Here is a 16,506-nt window from a genome sequence, read left to right as displayed (position 1 = left end):
CTATCCTACTCATTAACCTAAACATTCCAATAGTTAATCTGATAAGGGTAGCAAAACTGCCAGTTTGATGTAAATTTTAAAGGGAGCATCTCAATTGGTCGTGTTCATTTGCAAAATATAAAAAGATTAAATTGTAAATGCATGATGGCTTTTTAGAATACTTATTGTCTACATTCACAAAATACCCTAATTTTACATATATAAAATATAAAACGGAGTAATTATTTAATCATAAAAGATAAGTTTTTTGTGATCAACACAAATTATAATTATAGTTTAAGATAAGTGAAAAATTATTCCAATTCAATAAAAAACATCGTTTGAAAAATCCAATAGAAACAATATTAATTACAGGCGCAAGGGCACCGATAGCACTGGAGTTGGCTCGTAGTTTTTATAATCATGGACATAAGGTAATAATGGCTGATTCTCAACATTTAACCATTGCAAGATGGTCTAATAGCGTTGCAAAATATTTTGTCATTTTTTCACCCAGGCATAACACAAATTTATTTATAAAGGATATACAAAGAATCATACAAAACGAACATGTAACGCATTTCATACCTACTTGTGAAGAAGCTATTTATATTTCTGCACACAAAGATAATTTTAAATGCAAAGTATGGACATGTGACAAAGATTTAATTCTATCCCTACACAATAAGTTCTCTTTTTCTAACTACAATAACAATCCATTTCCAGTACCAAAAACAAGCCTGGTTTCAGATTTTCGCGACTGGAAAAATAGTTTGCAATATGTGTTTAAACCTTGCTATTCAAGGTTTGCCTCTTCTGTAATTATCAATAAAAAATTAGATAGTCAGTATTTTAAAGAAGAAGATAAAGAAAAATGGATAGCACAAAATAAAATCGATGGATTAGAAATTTGCACCTACTCTATTTGGGATCATGGCCAATTAAAAGCGTATGCAGCATATCATCCACTATTCAAAGCAGGAAAAGGAGCAGGAGTTTATTTTGAACCCATAAAAAATGATCTGATTTATGGATATGTTAAAGAAATTGGGAAACAAATTCAATATACCGGACAACTGTGTTTTGATGTAATAATAGATAAATTTCAGATCCCTTACTTCATCGAATGTAACCCCAGAGGAACCAGCGGTGCACATTTAATTGGCGATCAACTGGCTGAGGCATTTTTAGGAAACAGTACATATATTTATGAAGACAAGCAAGAATTTTCCATAAAATATGCCATGGCCATATTACATTTTAAATCATTTTTCAAAAAACGAGTTAGAAATTCAAAAGATATCATTTTTAGAAGTAATGATTTAAAACCATTTTTTCTTCAGATTTTTAGCCTTATAGAAATTACTTTCCTTAAATTAACGAAACGAATTTCCTGGCTGGAAGCAACAACAGGAGATATAGAATGGAATAGCGATGAAATGTGACTGGGTAAATTGGCATGAAATACCGGATGGACTGCATAAATCGTTTGCTGAATTGTTTTCGTCCAATAAATCAAATGAAATAATTTCCAATGTATTTACTGAGGTAAAAATGCTTAAGGTCAACAAAGACCTATATTTTCCTGTTACCATTAACAATGTCGAATTAAAAAATTCTTTTGTATGTTCACCCTATACCGCCTACGCATTATACGCTAAGGAAGAGATTACCCACAAAGTAACTAATAGAACTCTAATATTCCTTTTACAGCAACTCGTAAAAATATTAGATTCATTTCTCAAGATTGGAAACATAGACAGGAATGTCCATATCCAAAATTTCTTGTTGTCCACAAATCCATATCCAGAGTGGAATGGTAAAGAGATTTCTAATATAACCGATTTTGTTACGCAAGAGTACCCTCGACATGCCATAATTTTCAGATCACTTAACGTATATCAACACCAACATTTGATCAACGAATTTGAAGCTAAAGGATACCATAAAATTGGAAGCAGGCAAGTTTATATTTTTGATTCAGATATTCAATCCTGGTACAGACACCAAAATAACAAACACGATAAGCGCATCATTAAAAAGAATCAATTAATTTATGTCCCTCATGAAAATATGTATATATACTTAGCTCAAGCTCTGGAATTATACAACAAGTTATATTTAATAAAATACTCCGTATTTAATCCGCAATATACACTCAGCTATTTCCAGGCATGTCATAAAAATAATATTATCCATTTTCAGGGTTATGTGGACAGCAATGGAAAATTAAAAGCCTTTTCAGGATTATTTATTTTGGGAAATACAATCACTTCACCGCTTGTTGGATACGACACAGATGCCCCCCAAACAGAAGGGTTGTATATTCATGCCATTCATTTAATCATGCAATACAAGTTTAAGCACGGCTTGCTACTGAATTTAAGTTCGGGCGCACCTAAATTTAAACGATTAAGAGGTGGTATGCCAGCCATTGAATATTCAGTAGTTTACACAAAAAACTTACCTTTTAAGCGCAGAATAATCTGGACCATTTTACAATTTATTTCTAACCAAATTGGTGTACCTTTAATGAATAAATATGAACTTTAGTTTATATACACCCGTTGCCTTCTCACAAAACCTCTTACTGAATAAACCTAAAAGGGTATTCTATCAGAATCTAGCAGTTGTATTGATAAGAACAACTAAAGGTGTTTTCGCCTACGAAGATTTTTGTCCGCACCGTGGCTTGGCGCTGTCTGAAGGCCGGGTTGTGGATGGTCAAATCCAATGCAAGTATCATGGTTGGCGCTTTAGATGTGAAAATGGGGATGTCGAATTCGTTCCTGTTAAAAATTTGTCAGCAAAATGCAAGTTAAAATCTTTTTTTGCGCTGGAATCCTACCAGTTAATTTGGCTGAGTCCTTCAATCAAAGCTGTACTTCCAGAATTATCCAATAGTTTTCCTTCTATAACCCTTTGTGGAACCATTAAGGCCAAACAAATTCATACCTTGGAAAACTTTTTAGAAGGAAGTCACACACATTATGTACATGATGGATTGATTCGTTCGCAGAATAAAAAACGGTATCCTATAAAAGCAAAGATTATTAAAATGGATTTTGGATTTAGAGTCCACTACGAAAGTGAACCAGCAAAAGGATTTTTAACTAAAATGTTACCAAAACGACTTCAGCAATTAAACGCAGTATCCACCTACATACACCCTGGTATTGCCGTGCTCGAATTTTTTAATCCGCTACAACAAATGGTATCCAGATTTGAGGCCATACTCATTCAAAAAAATCAGGAAGTAAAATACTTTGCACGTATTTTTTTAAACCTTGGCTGGTTAACTCCTATCTTTACCCCTCTGGCTAAAATATTTTTTAAAAAAATTATTGATCAGGATAAAAGAATATTAGAGCTACAGGAGCAAAACTTGATCGGTTTTAAAAACAGAACTTTTTTCATAGATGAAACAGACATGGTAGGTAAATACCTTTATGCATGGAATCAGGAACAAATTGACCATTTACCAAACGAAGTAATATTTAACGTATTTTGGTAACATGAAAAGATGTATTTTAGTAACCGGAGCTGCTGGGTTTTTAGGAGGGCGTACTGCTAAATTTTTAGCAGAATATTTTGGGGAATACCAAATTGTTGCTACATCCCGCAGAGATACCAGGGCATTGGAATTCATCAATCACAATTGCCATTTTGTACCAGGGGATCTATGCAATTTTGAATTTTGCGAATCTGTATTAAAGCATACAGAGATCGTCATTCATTGTGCGGCCTTGTCTGCACCTTTTGGTCCTTATGAATCTTTTTACCAATCAAATTACATTGCCACCAAAACATTATTAGAAGCGAGTATTAAGAACAAAGTAAAGCGATTCATCTTTATCTCCACACCAAGCATCTATTTTAATTATTCGGATAGATTTAATGTACGAGAATCAGATTTATTACCAGAAAAAATGGTAAATCACTATGCCCAAACTAAATTGTTGGCCGAAAATATAGTACTGCAAAATAACGGAAAAGTGATAGACACAATGGCCTTGAGACCACGAGCCATAATAGGTGCGGAAGACACTGTGATTTTTCCAAGAATGCTGGAGGCCTATCATAAAGGAAAGTTAAAAATAGTTGGAGACGGTAAAAACATATGTGACTTCACCTGTGTACGAAATGTCATGGAAGCCATAGTTTGTGGGATAAAAGCCCCACAATCCGCGTTTGGTGAGGCCTATAACATAACCGATGGGGAAGCTGTTCATTTTTGGGAGGCACTGAACTTTGCTTTAAAGTCTCTGGACCTTAAACCTCCAACCCAAAGAATACCAAAACAACTCGCCCTACTGGTCGCGGGATTTATGGAATACAAAGCCCATATCATGAATGAAACGAAGGAACCCCCTTTGACTAAATATAGCGTCGGAATTCTTGCCAACCATTTCACCATGGACATTTCGAAAGCAAGAACAAATCTAAATTACAAACCGGTGATGAAGACATTTGAAGGTATCCAAGAATATATTTTATGGCACAAAACGCAACAGTAAGTATTCAACTATTTGCTTCCGGATATTGCGAAGCACATGCGTATGTGGTTAATCCATTGGAAGGCAAAAGAAAAACTTCCTTTTATGCGGTTTGGGCATTAATTCATATTCCGCATATAGGTTATGTACTATTTGATACTGGTTATAGCGAAGCTTTTCAGCTGGCCACAAAATACTTTCCGGAAAGATTTTATCGATGGGCCACACCAATCCAATTAGAATCCTCAGAAACAGCCAAATCCATTATTGAAAGCCAAAATATTCAAATAAAGGAAATTAAATATATTATCATCTCTCATTTTCATGCAGATCATATTGCCGGTTTGAAAGATTTTCCTGATGCAAAATTTATTTGCAGCAAATCCGCTTACGAACAAGTAATGAATTTGCATGGAATTAAGGCGGTAAGCAAAGGAATTTTGCACAAGTTGATACCTGATAATTTCAATTTAAGGGTGCAGTTTATCGAAGACTTCGCTGATGTAGTTTCCATAAATGAATTTGGAATGACTGTCTTTGAATTATTTGGCATAAATGAATATAAACTTGTATTGTTACCTGGTCATGCAAAAGGAATGTTGGGGTTTATCTATATTAAAGAAAATGAATCCATTCTGTATGCCACTGACGCATCGTGGAGTTACGATACCTATTCCAGAGGTATTTTACCTATGCAAATCGTGAAGTTGTTTTTTGATTCCTGGAGTGATTTTGTGGAAACTCAACAAAAAATAAGAGCATTTGAATTGTCTAACCAGCATTGCACGATCTTATTCACTCATTGCAAACAAACCTTAGCCCTTATTGCCAATGTTCTTTAAAATTAAAATATTAAAATATTGGTTGATTATACTTTTGTCTCCCAAGCATAAATCCAGGGCAGCTCTTGAAGCCTTCCAAGCCAAACGAATGAATTCATTTGCCAGGAAAACACTCATTAAATCCCCTTTTTATCAACCTTATTTCACCAATAAAATAATCAATTGGAATGCAGTCCCTTTTATTACAAAAACAGAATTCATGGATTCTTTCAATGAAATCAATACAACAGGGGTAAAATTGGATGAAGCCATGCAGGTAGCTCTAAAAGCAGAACATTCCAGAGATTTTACCAGTAAAATCAATGAAATAACCGTTGGTTTATCTACAGGAACAAGTGGTAAGCGAGGCTTATTTTTAGTATCCGAAGACGAAAGGGCACATTGGGCAGCACTGGTGATGAAAAGAGTAATTAAACCAAAACTATTTAAAAAACAAAAAGTAGCGTTTTTCCTAAGGGCAAATAGCAATCTATATTCTTCTGTTGCTTCCAGCTTGTTTGAGTTTAAATACTTCGATATTTTTAATCCAATAAACATGCTATTGGATGAATTAAATTTATTCCAGCCGCATGTATTGGCAGCACAACCATCCGTACTGATAGATATAGCTGAGGCACAACTAAAACAAACCATCCATATTGAACCATTTAAAATAATTTCATTTGCAGAAGTATTACATCAAAATGACAAGGAAAATATAGAGACTATTTTTCGCATCAAAATTACTGAGGTATATCAATGCACCGAAGGTTTCTTAGGCGTTAGCTGTGCAAAGGGCACCATGCACTTAAATGAGGATTTCATTCACTTTGGTAAGGACTGGGTGGATGAAAATAAATTTCACCCAATTGTAACTGATTTCTCAAGACATTGCCAGCCCGTAGTGAAATACAAGATGAATGATCTTTTACAAATTAAAATGTCTGCATGCGAATGTGGTTCAAAACATTTGGCCATAGAAAAAATAATTGGAAGAGATGATGATGTACTCATAATTAATCATATAAAAGTTTACCCGGATTTGGTGACTCGAAAAATTGCTATGCATACAGACAGTTTTCAAAAATACACCATCACACAAATGAGTTCAAACGAACTACAAATTGAAATTGACTGCCCAGAAAAAAAATGGATAGACACTAAAAATATATTCGAATCCGTATTAAATAATTTATTTAATGAATTAGGCATTAAGGATGTTGAATATCAATTCTACAATAAACCAATACATAGTCCCGGAAACAAAATAAGAAAAATAAAGCGGTTGAATTATTAAAATAAACATACTTGCGATTGAAAAATATCTTCCAAAAAATATCCTAACTTCCGAAAGCTTAGATAAATTATCAAATGGAAGAAAAGGAAGAATTGAAAAGAATACGGGGGTGCGTTTTCGCCATCATATATCTGACCAGGAGAACGTCTGTGAAATGGGAGCCATTGCCTTGCAAAAAGCTTTGACCAAATCCAATACCAAAGCAGAGGATATCGACTTGTTGATATATTGTGGTGCTTCGTACGACTATCCGGTTCCACATAATTCGGTAATCATTAAATCAAAAATAGCTAACGATAAGATTAACTTTCCCTGCTTTGATGTGGATTCAACCTGTCTAAGTTTTTTAAATGCCTTAGACATTGGGCAGTTATATTTGCAATCAGGAAGATATCACCGAATCGCTTTAGTTTGTTCTGAAGTCTCCTCAAAAGCCCTCTCACCGCATGATGAAAAAGTTTTTGGTTTATTTGGTGACGCCGCTGTAGCAATAATTATCGAATCTTCAGATCTCCATGGGTATATTCCCAAATTTATACACTTCACCAATTATCCTTCCGGTGCAATGTTAGCGCATGTACCTATTGGCGGTGCCTTAAACCGGGGAATAAACACACCTCATGCAGACTTAGGCTATTACTTTAAAATGGATGGCAGAAAACTGATATTCCTAACCATTAAACATCTGGACGAATTGGTCGCTAAAATCGAACAAAGTGTCCAGTGCAAAATAACTGATTTTGATTTCATCATTACACACCAAACAAGCAAATACGGAAATGAATATTTTCTAGATCACTTCAAGCTTGATCAAAATAAAGTATTGGAAACCCTATCGATATACGGAAATTGCATTTCTGCTTCCATTCCACTTGGTTTGGAACAATTGATAAACGGTAAACTATCACTCGTGAACAAAAAAATATTGCTACTTGGTTCAGGAGCCGGTTTGAGCTTAGGGACAATAGTTTTAGAATTTTGACAAATTTAAATTTCCAAATTGATAAACTAAGATATAAAAACATGACGCTGGAAAGAATAATGGAATGGCCACCGGAACGAAAAAAAAACTCAATAAAAAATGGTTGAATTATACTATTATAACTTCCTGTTTGGCCATAAAGAAATGGTTGGATGCTAACCCTTAATTTAGAAATAGTATGGTATTTTATATTGAAAAAATTAAAATCGAACTAAGTGAAAACATTCATGGCATTCATTTAACTACAGAATTCCAGAATTATCCTCTCCCTGGTCAAACCATTGAGGAAACCATAAAGACCGTAACTCAAAATTTTAAGATTGTTCATGATCATTTTTCAAAATCAGCAAAAGATAAGATTGATGCTGATGATTTCAACGAAGTCTGTTTAAGAATTGTACTTTATTATTTTTATTTACATAATTCCTGGAGAACAACGAATAGCAAATTTGAAAAAATAGATTTAACATTTCAGACTAAATATTATAGCCATCCAAATACTTATGACATCCTTATTCAATTTTTCAAAAACAGGAACCCAAATGAATATATAGAAAAATGCAGTACCATACTCGATGTAACCATCGAATATTTAAAAAAATATGAATATGATCGGGATTATTTTTATAATTTATTCCGATAAAATAGGTCTTACCTGAATCCGAATGCAGCGCCAGAATTAGTCACATTCATAGGCTATAATTTTGATATCTTGAAGAAAAAATATTTCGCTTATTTGAAATTACACTAAATTTTTCCCATTTTTACCTTTTACTTTGACAAAATTGATCGTATATTTTAATAATTATTAAATGAAAAAAATCTACATTTTATTGGCATTATTTATGGGACTTAACACCTCTAATTATGGACAAAACCAAATAACTGAAGATTTTATCTATCCTCCAGTGGACAGTCTTGAAAATTCAGGAAATTGGTACAAATCCGGCATTGATTCCAAATACAATATTAAAGTTGTGGGTCCGGGACTTGAATACAAGGATTATGTGGGTTCAGGCAGAGGCAACTGTTGTCTTCTTACTAACTCCGGCAACGGAGATGTGCTTTATCATAATTTTAGCAAAGCTATTACCACGGGGTCAGCCTACTTATCTTTTATGTTTCGTATGGACAATTTACCGTCTTCGGTCACAAAAGGATATTGTATAGGATATAACCCCAACACCGGCGGCACGAATATTAATACTTCCCTGCACATCAACCGGCTTTCTGATACGACATTTAGCCTTGGTGTGCAGAAAACAATTAATGAAGATATTGACTATGTTAGCACTCTATTTAAAATCCAAAAAACTTACCTTATTGTACTCAAATACAGCTTTATTCCAGGCAGTGATAACGATGTATCCTCCTTATATGTTTTTGACAAAGAGGTTCCCGCTACTGAACCAAATATACCTATGGCTTCTACTGTGGATGGAGGCGATTATACAGGTCAAGGCAGTGTGGTCTTACTCAACAATTACGCTCAATCCGGACTTAATGGATGCTACATCCTACTGGATGGTATCAGGGTGGGTAACTCCTGGGCAAGTAGTGTGTTAAATCCAATAAGTTCAACACAATCTGTAGCCGAACCACCCAAACTCACAAGTTCGCATTACCCAAATCCCTTTCAAAGAATGACCACCATTAGCTATCAGATTCCATCAAAAGGTAATGTGCAAATTAATATTTATAATGAAACAGGTGAGTTATGTGCTGCTCTTCTCAATGAGGAACAAGAAAGCGGCACTCATGAAATAGAATGGAACGCGGATGGTTTTGTGGCTGGGATCTATCTATGTAAAATCAAATTCAACAGTATAGAAACCGTCCAAAAACTCTTTCTGGTAAAATAGAAATCAAGTCTGATAATTTAATTCTGAGGAGGCAGGCTAATTTATATGGGATTAAAATCAAAGATTTTAACAATCAATTTATTCTAATTCAATATATTATTACATGTTTGATCTATCCATTGATAAAATTTTTCGCTTAGAAATTATAAAGACGGTATTAACCGAGCGACAATAATAAACAAATTATCAGAATATTGAGATTTCCCAAATACGCGAAATAACCACGACAGGATTGGAGTTTCACCATAGTATTGGCTTTCTACAATGGAAAAATTTAATCTTTTTAACTTACTTTCCATATCCTTCAATGTACAAACATTTCTGACATATCTGTAATACTTAGGTCGTCCAATACATTGAAATGTTAGCGCCTCTATTTTCCTGTAAATACTTTGTTTGTTTGGTAATGAAAACAAAAAAAGACCATCCCTATTCATTATTTGCTTAATTAGGTCTAATGATGAGTCTAAATCTTCAATGTATTCCAGTACACTTGAGCAAATCACCATATCCGCTTTCTGATCCAGGTTCTTTCCTAAGGACTCAATATTACAATTCAGGAATTGTACATTTTTTGTACCTGTTTTCTCCATCTTTTCCTGGCATATTCTCAACATCTCTTTGCTTGCATCAATACCAATAACCTTATTATTCTTTTCCGCTGAATAGAAAGTGAATACCCCACTTCCACAACCTATGTCCAAAACACTTAAGCTAAGATTGCTATACTTATCAATAACATTAGTCCAAATTGCATACCGCTCTGTAAAATTCCTACTGGTTGAATATTTCTGATCAAAATTTCTGGCAATTTGTGTATGCCATTCAATTGCATTTTTTGCAGCCATATATAATTTCTCTATTTCGATGCCTAACTACTTAACAGACTACAATGATGCAACCGGTTTTTCGTCAAACTTTTGTTTATCGTGCTTTAAACTTATAAATTCCTGAAGACACAAGATAAATCTGAAAGAAAGAATGAAAGCTCCTTATGTTCATGAATGAAAAGAATTCCTCCAACCATCTTATATTTTCAGATGTGTAAAATTAGAACATTTTCTCAAATGAGCCTTCAGAAAGAATAATAATGATAACTTTGAATGAGACCAGTAGGTTTAAATCTGAGTTAACAATAATATTTAGAGATTAATCTCCAAACTACCCAACTCCTAAATAACAAACAAGACCTCCTTACAATGTATGTGATTTATTCAGAACAAAGATGTTGGTTCAAATTTTCAAAAATATTTAACTTTGTTTAAACAATACATAAATCTAAATCTAATGAAAATCTTAAAAACAGTTTCACTTATCCTTGTAATAATTATCGCATTGCCGCTGATTGTTGCCATATTTATACCAAGACAATACACAGTATCGGTGAGTGAAACCATCAACAAACCAAAAAAAGAAGTCTATGATTATTTAGTCATGTTAAAGAATCAGGAAGAGTTCAGCGAATGGGTAAAAGCAGATCCTAATCTTCACCCGGTAATCACAGGAGTTGATGGCACGGTCGGAGCCAAACAAAGTTGGAACAGCAAAGATGATAATGTGGGCGAAGGTGAACAAACCATTACTAAACTAACAGACGACAGAATAGATGTGGACATAAAATTCATCAGACCATTTGAAGGAAATGCAAAGGCTGCTAATATCTTTAAGGTCATTAATGAAAATCAAACCGAAGTTATTAGTGAGTTTTATGCCGATGAAAAATATCCATTGAACTTAATGTCGTATTTGTTTGGGCGGGGCATGATAAAAAATACGGAAATCAAAAATTTAAAGAACGTCAAACAGATTTTAGAAAAATAGAGCCACAATTATAATCAACAAACCATCCTGAATTTTAAGATTAATATGGTATAAATTGTGTACTGCACCGATGCAACAAAATAAGGTGATCTGCAGTCAGATTGCAATACGGTCCGGCATTCATTTTGTCTTACCGGACATCTTGATGATTAAATAATATTTAGCTTTGGACATGAAAGTAATCAGAAACCTGCATTTCATTCTTTGCTTTGTACTAGGGTATGGTAGTGCACAAAATGTGTACGATGCCAGACAATCCGTAATTCTGCAAGCAACCGTTCAGGAAAACCCTCCGGTGATTAGGCTCGATTGGGTTTTGGATACTGCTAATGGAGGTTACACTATTTGGCGCAAAGCCAAGGAAGAAAACTATTGGCGGGACAGCCTTGCTGTGCTTGGCTCTGGCAGCACTACCTGGTCTGACAGCACAGTGAGTCCGGAAAAAGGATATGAATACCAGGTCATCAAAAGTCTTCCAGCTTTTCCTTATGGAGATGGCAGTGCAAATTCAGGTGCTGGATACATCTATGCCGGAATTAAAATTCCACCTACTCACTTTTCTGGTATTTGTCTGATTGTAGTGGACGATACTTATAAAAATCTACTCACCGCTGAGATTAACCGCTTGCAGGATGATTTGGAAGCGGATGGCTGGAAGCCACAAGTAATTTTTGTCAATCGAAAAGATTCGGTCAGCATAGTAAAGTCAAGAATAAAATCATGGGCAATAAGTAATCCGGCTGATAACCAGGCACTCTTTCTGTTGGGACGCGTACCTGTACCCTATTCCGGCGAAATTGCTCCGGATGGTCACCACAGTGACCATAGAGGTGCCTGGCCTTGTGATGGCTATTATGCCGATCTGGATGGCCTCTGGACCGATCAGACGGTGAATATATCGAGTGCTGCCAGTTCCCGAAACTATAACAAGCCTGGAGATGGAAAATTTGATCAAAATGTAATTCCTTCTAGTGTTCGATTGCAAGTAGGTCGTGTTGATTTTTCCAACATGAGCAAATTTCCGGAATCAGAAGAGCAACTCTTGAGACGTTATTTGGACAAAGATCACGCCTGGCGAAGAGGAAAAATCAGTATCGAGGAAAGGGGGCTGGTAGACAATAATTTTCGGGACATTGAAGGCTTAGGACAGAGTGGCTGGATGAATTTCGCGCCTATGTTTGGGTTAGCAAATGTCAAAGACCTGCCTTATCATCAGACCCTTTCCAACCAATCTTACTTATGGTCTTATGGGTGTGGCGGTGGTGGACCAGAAAGTGCCTCTGACATCTCCAGCACAAGCAGTTTCGCAAAGGATTCTTTACTGAATATTTTCACTATGATGTTTGGTTCTTATTTTGGAGACTGGGATTATCCAAATAACTTTTTAAGAGCTGCCATTGCCTCGAGAACCTGCCTGGCCAGCACATGGGGTAATCGCCCGGTTTGGTTCTTACACCACATGGCAATGGGGGCACACATAGGATATTCTACACAAATGACGATGAACAATCGCGGCATTTACAAACCCAGATATTATGGCGGCTATGTGTCTACTGCACTCATGGGTGACCCCACCATCAAAATGCATGTCCATAGACCTGTAGAAAGCCTTACTGCAAGCCAGGATGGACTCAACATTCGTTTGGAGTGGGTGGATCCGGCCGGTTCGTCAGGTTATTTTATTTATAAGAAAACTGCCAATGACAGCACGTATAAATTACTAAATCCAATTCCGGTGAATGGTAATAACTACATAGACGCTTGCGCAGAAAAAGGATATGTTACCTACATGGTGCGCAGTACTTCCATCAAGACCAGTGGCAGTGGCAGTTATTCTATTTTAAGTGCAGGGGAAAGGGTTAGCATTAATAGTGAGCCTACCCCATTTTTTGCACAATCACAAATTGTCCATTCAGACCCCGCAAGGAATAATGGATCTATAAAAATATTTCCAAAGGGTGGATGTACTCCGTATCAATACATTTGGAACACCGGCCAAACTACAGAAGAAATTAAATCACTGGCTCCAGGAACATATTGTGTAACCATAACAGATTGCATGGGATGTTCAATTATACATTGTGCCACAGTAGACCTCAGTAGCAGTCTGGAATTATTACCTGGTATGGTGCATGCCATACTTTACCCAAATCCTGCACGTGATCATTTTGTTTTGCAATTGACATTTAGTGAATTACAGGACGTTCATTTATACCTTACCAATCTTCAAGGTAAAAAAATAGATGATCGTCATGAATCCGGAAAAGAAATAAATTTAAAGTGGAACACGCAAGCGCTTTCTCCTGGTCTTTACTGGTTGAACATTGTGAGCGCAAAGGGACATGTAACCATACCTTTTATCCATTTTTTGTAACCATTAATTTAATGATGTATTTATGAATCGTCAGGAATTAATCAATCAGTTTACCAAAAATCATCAGGAGTTCGTGGAATACGTACAGGACCTTTCCGATGAAAAACTGATGTTCAGCCCCTCAGAGAAGTGGAATGCAGGTCAACAATTAAACCATATTTATTTATGTCTGCTGCCCATAGAACAGGCATTGGCTTCCAAAGAATATATCCTAAATAAATTTGGTTTATCGGATCATTCCAGTCTCCCTTACGAGGAGATCGTAAAACATTATATAAATGCTTTGAACAAAGGAGGTAAAGCTCCGGATAGATTCGTACCGGAGACTTTTGATCTGCTCAACAGGCCATTATTGACCAGTAAACTATACGATCTTCTGCTTAAGATTGGACAACACTTTGAAAATTATTCTGAAGAGGAATTGGATTCTCTGGTTTTACCCCACCCATTACTTGGCAGGCTGACCATCAGAGAATTGTTTTATGTAATGACCGATCACGCTGTTCATCACCACAAACAAGTGATTAGAAATCTTGAGGAATTTCACGGTTAAGCTTTTACCCAATTGAGAAAAAAATATACTGTGCAAATTATTTTTATTCATCATGCTAAATAGATCCATTAGCAGGCAGGTTTTCCTAACCCAATACCTTAAACAAGAAATCTTCTATAAACTGGCAGGTAAATTCTGATTTGTTCTTAGCTGTAGCATCCGTGAGTTTTGGTAAATTGATACTAAAATATTGCTGTTGGTGTGAGGTTTCAATCAATGTAGTGCTCAAAGACCTTGGGTATTTGTATTTTGGATTATAACTGCTGATCACTGATGCGATCTTTGCACATAGATCCTTGTAGGGCTTAAATACCTCATTTTTATTGATTTCGGACACCTCTTTCACCAAATAAACCTTACTGCTTTCTGCAATGACAATATGATTTAAATACTTTTTGTTGTAATCAAACTGATTGGTACTTTCCGAAAATTCATGGGTCAAAAGATTAACTATAATTCTTAATTTTTCTTTTTTGTCGGCTACATTTTCCAGTTTGAATATTACCAGAAATTCCATATAACACCAATACCAATTCAAAATGTATAATAACAACCGATGTTTGTTTTCAAAATATCTATACACGGTAGCTTCTGTACTATTTATCTCATGGGCCAATTTTTTAAAAGTAAACTGCTCAAATCCCAATTCGTAGATAAGGTCAATTGCCTTTTTTACGATTTGTTTGCCAATCTCGCTGATTTCGGGATTACGGAGATAAATCTTTTCATTGATGTTAAACTTTACCTGAAAATCCATGACCACTATTATTTTAGCAAAAATAATACACTTACCTAAACAAAAGTAAAATCATTATACAATAAATTTTAACACTTACTTAAGATAGTGTTACTATCTTTTAATCCAGCTGTTTTATCTTTGCAACCATAAAACTTTAAATCATGCGAACCCAATCTAAAGAAACACAAAGTAGCCTTACTCCGGATAACGCTCTACAAATTCTAAAAGAAGGAAACCAAAGGTTTATGAACAACTTAAAAGCAAACCGGAATCTACTCCAACAAGTCAATGAAACTTCTTCCGGCCAATTCCCTTTTGCCACCATCCTCAGCTGTATTGATAGTCGCACATCAGCTGAACTTATTTTCGATCAGGGGTTGGGAGACATTTTTAGTGTCCGCATTGCCGGAAATATTCTTAACGAGGATATTCTTGGCAGCATGGAATTCGCTACAAAAGTAGTTGGTACTAAAATCATCGTCGTCCTCGGACATACCAAATGTGGCGCAGTAGTGGGCGCTTGCAATCATGTAGAAATGGGTAATTTGACTACCCTATTGAATAAAATCCAACCCGCAATATTTCAGGAAAAAACGGTTGTAGAAAACCGAAATGGATCCAATGAAGAATTTGTCCAAAAAGTAACAGAGCTAAATATTCATCTGACGATTGAACGGATCCGTCGCGAAAGTCCAATTATTGCTGAATTGGAAGAAAATGGAAAGATCAAAATTGTGGGAGGACTATATGATGTATCCACCGGAATGGTGCGCTTTTATGAATGAAAATGCATTTGTTATAAACTATTTCAAAAGTTGAAAGAATAGAAATATTCTCTTTTTGTAAGAATAGCAAAAAGGCAAATAATTATAACCGGCAAGTAAGCTGTGCCAATTTATAAATGAAAGGATGGATATTAGAATGATACTCCGTTCATTAAAAATCATTTTGGTGGCTTTACTTGCCGGTAATAGTTTTAGCATTTGGATCGGATTTAGTCCTCATCATTATTCCGTACAAACTTATATTGAATAACAACAAAATCCGGTAATTTCACTGCATACTCTTATGGTTTCCAGGGTGATCATAAAAACATTCTAACCCTTTACCTTGCTTTTGTACCTAGGAATCAAAAACCGATTTTGCTCTCCCTTCTTTCGGCAGCTGGTTTTCTGATCTCCTGCTTTTTTATTTCAAGAATTGGAAAGTTCCCTTTGAAAAAAAAATGTTCAGCTGGAGACCAGATTCCTATCCGGAAAACTGGATGATCTTACACAATCAGTGGTGGCAGTTAGACATCTAACGTACCATTGCCGAATTGTTTGCGCTTTTTCTGATTACCCTTACATTTGTACAAAAAAACTAAAGTGCAACTCAATTCACAAATTGCCAAACACTTCAGAGATATTCACTTTGGAGGAAACTGGACATCTATAAATCTTAAGGATACTGTTTCTGATCTTTCCTGACAAAAGGCTACAACACAAGTGCATGCCTTCCATACCATTGCTACGCTGGTGTATCACATAAACTATTTCGTGGACGCTGTCCTTAAGGTATTTCAAAGGGGAATTTTGGATGC

The 16,506-nt window shown here is 35.5% G+C and carries 15 protein-coding genes; 13 read left to right on the top strand and 2 right to left on the bottom strand.

From position 1 onward, the window contains the following. Positions 1 to 320: 320 nt before the first annotated feature. The 9 genes from IPJ83_10390 to IPJ83_10350 all read left to right on the top strand — a co-directional run bounded on the left by IPJ83_10390 (position 321) and on the right by IPJ83_10350 (position 9,437). A complete protein-coding gene (locus IPJ83_10390; GenBank protein MBK7880949.1) occupies positions 321 to 1,424 on the top strand; it encodes a hypothetical protein in 1,104 nt (367 codons plus the stop codon). Further along, the gene (locus IPJ83_10385; GenBank protein ID MBK7880948.1) at positions 1,414 to 2,532 is read left to right on the top strand and encodes a hypothetical protein; all 1,119 of its coding nucleotides are present in this window, start codon (positions 1,414 to 1,416) and stop codon (positions 2,530 to 2,532) included. Before IPJ83_10390 ends, IPJ83_10385 begins: the two co-directional genes overlap by 11 nt. After that, the gene (locus IPJ83_10380) at positions 2,522 to 3,493 is read left to right on the top strand and encodes a Rieske 2Fe-2S domain-containing protein (protein MBK7880947.1); all 972 of its coding nucleotides are present in this window, start codon (positions 2,522 to 2,524) and stop codon (positions 3,491 to 3,493) included. Before IPJ83_10385 ends, IPJ83_10380 begins: the two co-directional genes overlap by 11 nt. A gap of 1 nt (position 3,494) precedes the next feature. After that, positions 3,495 to 4,496, top strand: a complete 1,002-nt coding sequence (locus IPJ83_10375) for an NAD-dependent epimerase/dehydratase family protein (protein MBK7880946.1) — start codon at positions 3,495 to 3,497, stop codon at positions 4,494 to 4,496. Continuing rightward, on the top strand, positions 4,475 to 5,317 hold the full coding sequence (locus tag IPJ83_10370) for an MBL fold metallo-hydrolase (GenBank protein MBK7880945.1): 843 nt from the start codon (positions 4,475 to 4,477) through the stop codon (positions 5,315 to 5,317). The genes IPJ83_10375 and IPJ83_10370 overlap by 22 nt, the downstream gene beginning before the upstream one ends. After that, entirely contained in the window at positions 5,307 to 6,593 is a 1,287-nt protein-coding gene (locus IPJ83_10365; GenBank protein ID MBK7880944.1) for an adenylate synthase, read from the top strand. Before IPJ83_10370 ends, IPJ83_10365 begins: the two co-directional genes overlap by 11 nt. Beyond that, positions 6,589 to 7,575, top strand: coding sequence for a ketoacyl-ACP synthase III (locus tag IPJ83_10360; GenBank protein MBK7880943.1), 987 nt, complete (start codon positions 6,589 to 6,591; stop codon positions 7,573 to 7,575). Before IPJ83_10365 ends, IPJ83_10360 begins: the two co-directional genes overlap by 5 nt. A gap of 178 nt (positions 7,576 to 7,753) precedes the next feature. Then, entirely contained in the window at positions 7,754 to 8,218 is a 465-nt protein-coding gene (locus tag IPJ83_10355) for a hypothetical protein (protein MBK7880942.1), read from the top strand. Between the two features lie 169 nt (positions 8,219 to 8,387). Beyond that, a complete protein-coding gene (locus IPJ83_10350) occupies positions 8,388 to 9,437 on the top strand; it encodes a T9SS type A sorting domain-containing protein (GenBank protein ID MBK7880941.1) in 1,050 nt (349 codons plus the stop codon). Positions 9,438 to 9,580: 143 nt separating this feature from the next. Here the strand turns inward: IPJ83_10350 and IPJ83_10345 are convergent, their stop codons facing one another. Further along, a complete protein-coding gene (locus IPJ83_10345; protein MBK7880940.1) occupies positions 9,581 to 10,285 on the bottom strand; it encodes a class I SAM-dependent methyltransferase in 705 nt (234 codons plus the stop codon). Between the two features lie 439 nt (positions 10,286 to 10,724). Here IPJ83_10345 and IPJ83_10340 point away from each other — a divergent pair, with 439 nt between their 5' ends. The 3 genes from IPJ83_10340 (at position 10,725) to IPJ83_10330 (ending at position 14,185) form a co-directional block, all read left to right on the top strand. Further along, positions 10,725 to 11,258, top strand: coding sequence for an SRPBCC family protein (locus IPJ83_10340; GenBank protein ID MBK7880939.1), 534 nt, complete (start codon positions 10,725 to 10,727; stop codon positions 11,256 to 11,258). A gap of 172 nt (positions 11,259 to 11,430) precedes the next feature. Further along, on the top strand, positions 11,431 to 13,632 hold the full coding sequence (locus IPJ83_10335) for a T9SS type A sorting domain-containing protein (protein MBK7880938.1): 2,202 nt from the start codon (positions 11,431 to 11,433) through the stop codon (positions 13,630 to 13,632). A 22-nt stretch (positions 13,633 to 13,654) separates the two neighbouring features. Then, entirely contained in the window at positions 13,655 to 14,185 is a 531-nt protein-coding gene (locus IPJ83_10330) for a DinB family protein (GenBank protein ID MBK7880937.1), read from the top strand. An 85-nt stretch (positions 14,186 to 14,270) separates the two neighbouring features. Here IPJ83_10330 and IPJ83_10325 read toward each other — a convergent pair whose 3' ends face one another. After that, on the bottom strand, positions 14,271 to 14,942 hold the full coding sequence (locus IPJ83_10325; GenBank protein ID MBK7880936.1) for a TetR/AcrR family transcriptional regulator: 672 nt from the start codon (positions 14,940 to 14,942) through the stop codon (positions 14,271 to 14,273). A 143-nt stretch (positions 14,943 to 15,085) separates the two neighbouring features. Between IPJ83_10325 and IPJ83_10320 the strand changes: the two genes are divergently transcribed. Further along, positions 15,086 to 15,709, top strand: a complete 624-nt coding sequence (locus IPJ83_10320) for a carbonic anhydrase (GenBank protein MBK7880935.1) — start codon at positions 15,086 to 15,088, stop codon at positions 15,707 to 15,709. Positions 15,710 to 16,506: the final 797 nt, after the last annotated feature.

This window comes from Candidatus Vicinibacter proximus, assembly GCA_016713905.1.
Lineage (GTDB): Bacteria > Bacteroidota > Bacteroidia > Chitinophagales > Saprospiraceae > Vicinibacter > Vicinibacter proximus.
This window is presented reverse-complemented; position numbering and strand designations above follow the sequence as displayed.

What these genes read in the sequence shown, in the direction of transcription:
- IPJ83_10385 (MBK7880948.1), top strand. Translation starts at nt 1,414, where the DNA reads ATGAAATGTGACTGGGTAAATTGGCATGAAATACCGGATGGACTGCAT.
- IPJ83_10380 (MBK7880947.1), top strand. Translation starts at nt 2,522, where the DNA reads ATGAACTTTAGTTTATATACACCCGTTGCCTTCTCACAAAACCTCTTA.
- IPJ83_10375 (MBK7880946.1), top strand. Translation starts at nt 3,495, where the DNA reads ATGAAAAGATGTATTTTAGTAACCGGAGCTGCTGGGTTTTTAGGAGGG.
- IPJ83_10370 (MBK7880945.1), top strand. Translation starts at nt 4,475, where the DNA reads ATGGCACAAAACGCAACAGTAAGTATTCAACTATTTGCTTCCGGATAT.
- IPJ83_10365 (MBK7880944.1), top strand. Translation starts at nt 5,307, where the DNA reads ATGTTCTTTAAAATTAAAATATTAAAATATTGGTTGATTATACTTTTG.
- IPJ83_10355 (MBK7880942.1), top strand. Translation starts at nt 7,754, where the DNA reads ATGGTATTTTATATTGAAAAAATTAAAATCGAACTAAGTGAAAACATT.
- IPJ83_10350 (MBK7880941.1), top strand. Translation starts at nt 8,388, where the DNA reads ATGAAAAAAATCTACATTTTATTGGCATTATTTATGGGACTTAACACC.
- IPJ83_10345 (MBK7880940.1), bottom strand. Translation starts at nt 10,285, where the DNA reads ATGGCTGCAAAAAATGCAATTGAATGGCATACACAAATTGCCAGAAAT.
- IPJ83_10340 (MBK7880939.1), top strand. Translation starts at nt 10,725, where the DNA reads ATGAAAATCTTAAAAACAGTTTCACTTATCCTTGTAATAATTATCGCA.
- IPJ83_10335 (MBK7880938.1), top strand. Translation starts at nt 11,431, where the DNA reads ATGAAAGTAATCAGAAACCTGCATTTCATTCTTTGCTTTGTACTAGGG.
- IPJ83_10330 (MBK7880937.1), top strand. Translation starts at nt 13,655, where the DNA reads ATGAATCGTCAGGAATTAATCAATCAGTTTACCAAAAATCATCAGGAG.
- IPJ83_10325 (MBK7880936.1), bottom strand. Translation starts at nt 14,942, where the DNA reads ATGGATTTTCAGGTAAAGTTTAACATCAATGAAAAGATTTATCTCCGT.
- IPJ83_10320 (MBK7880935.1), top strand. Translation starts at nt 15,086, where the DNA reads ATGCGAACCCAATCTAAAGAAACACAAAGTAGCCTTACTCCGGATAAC.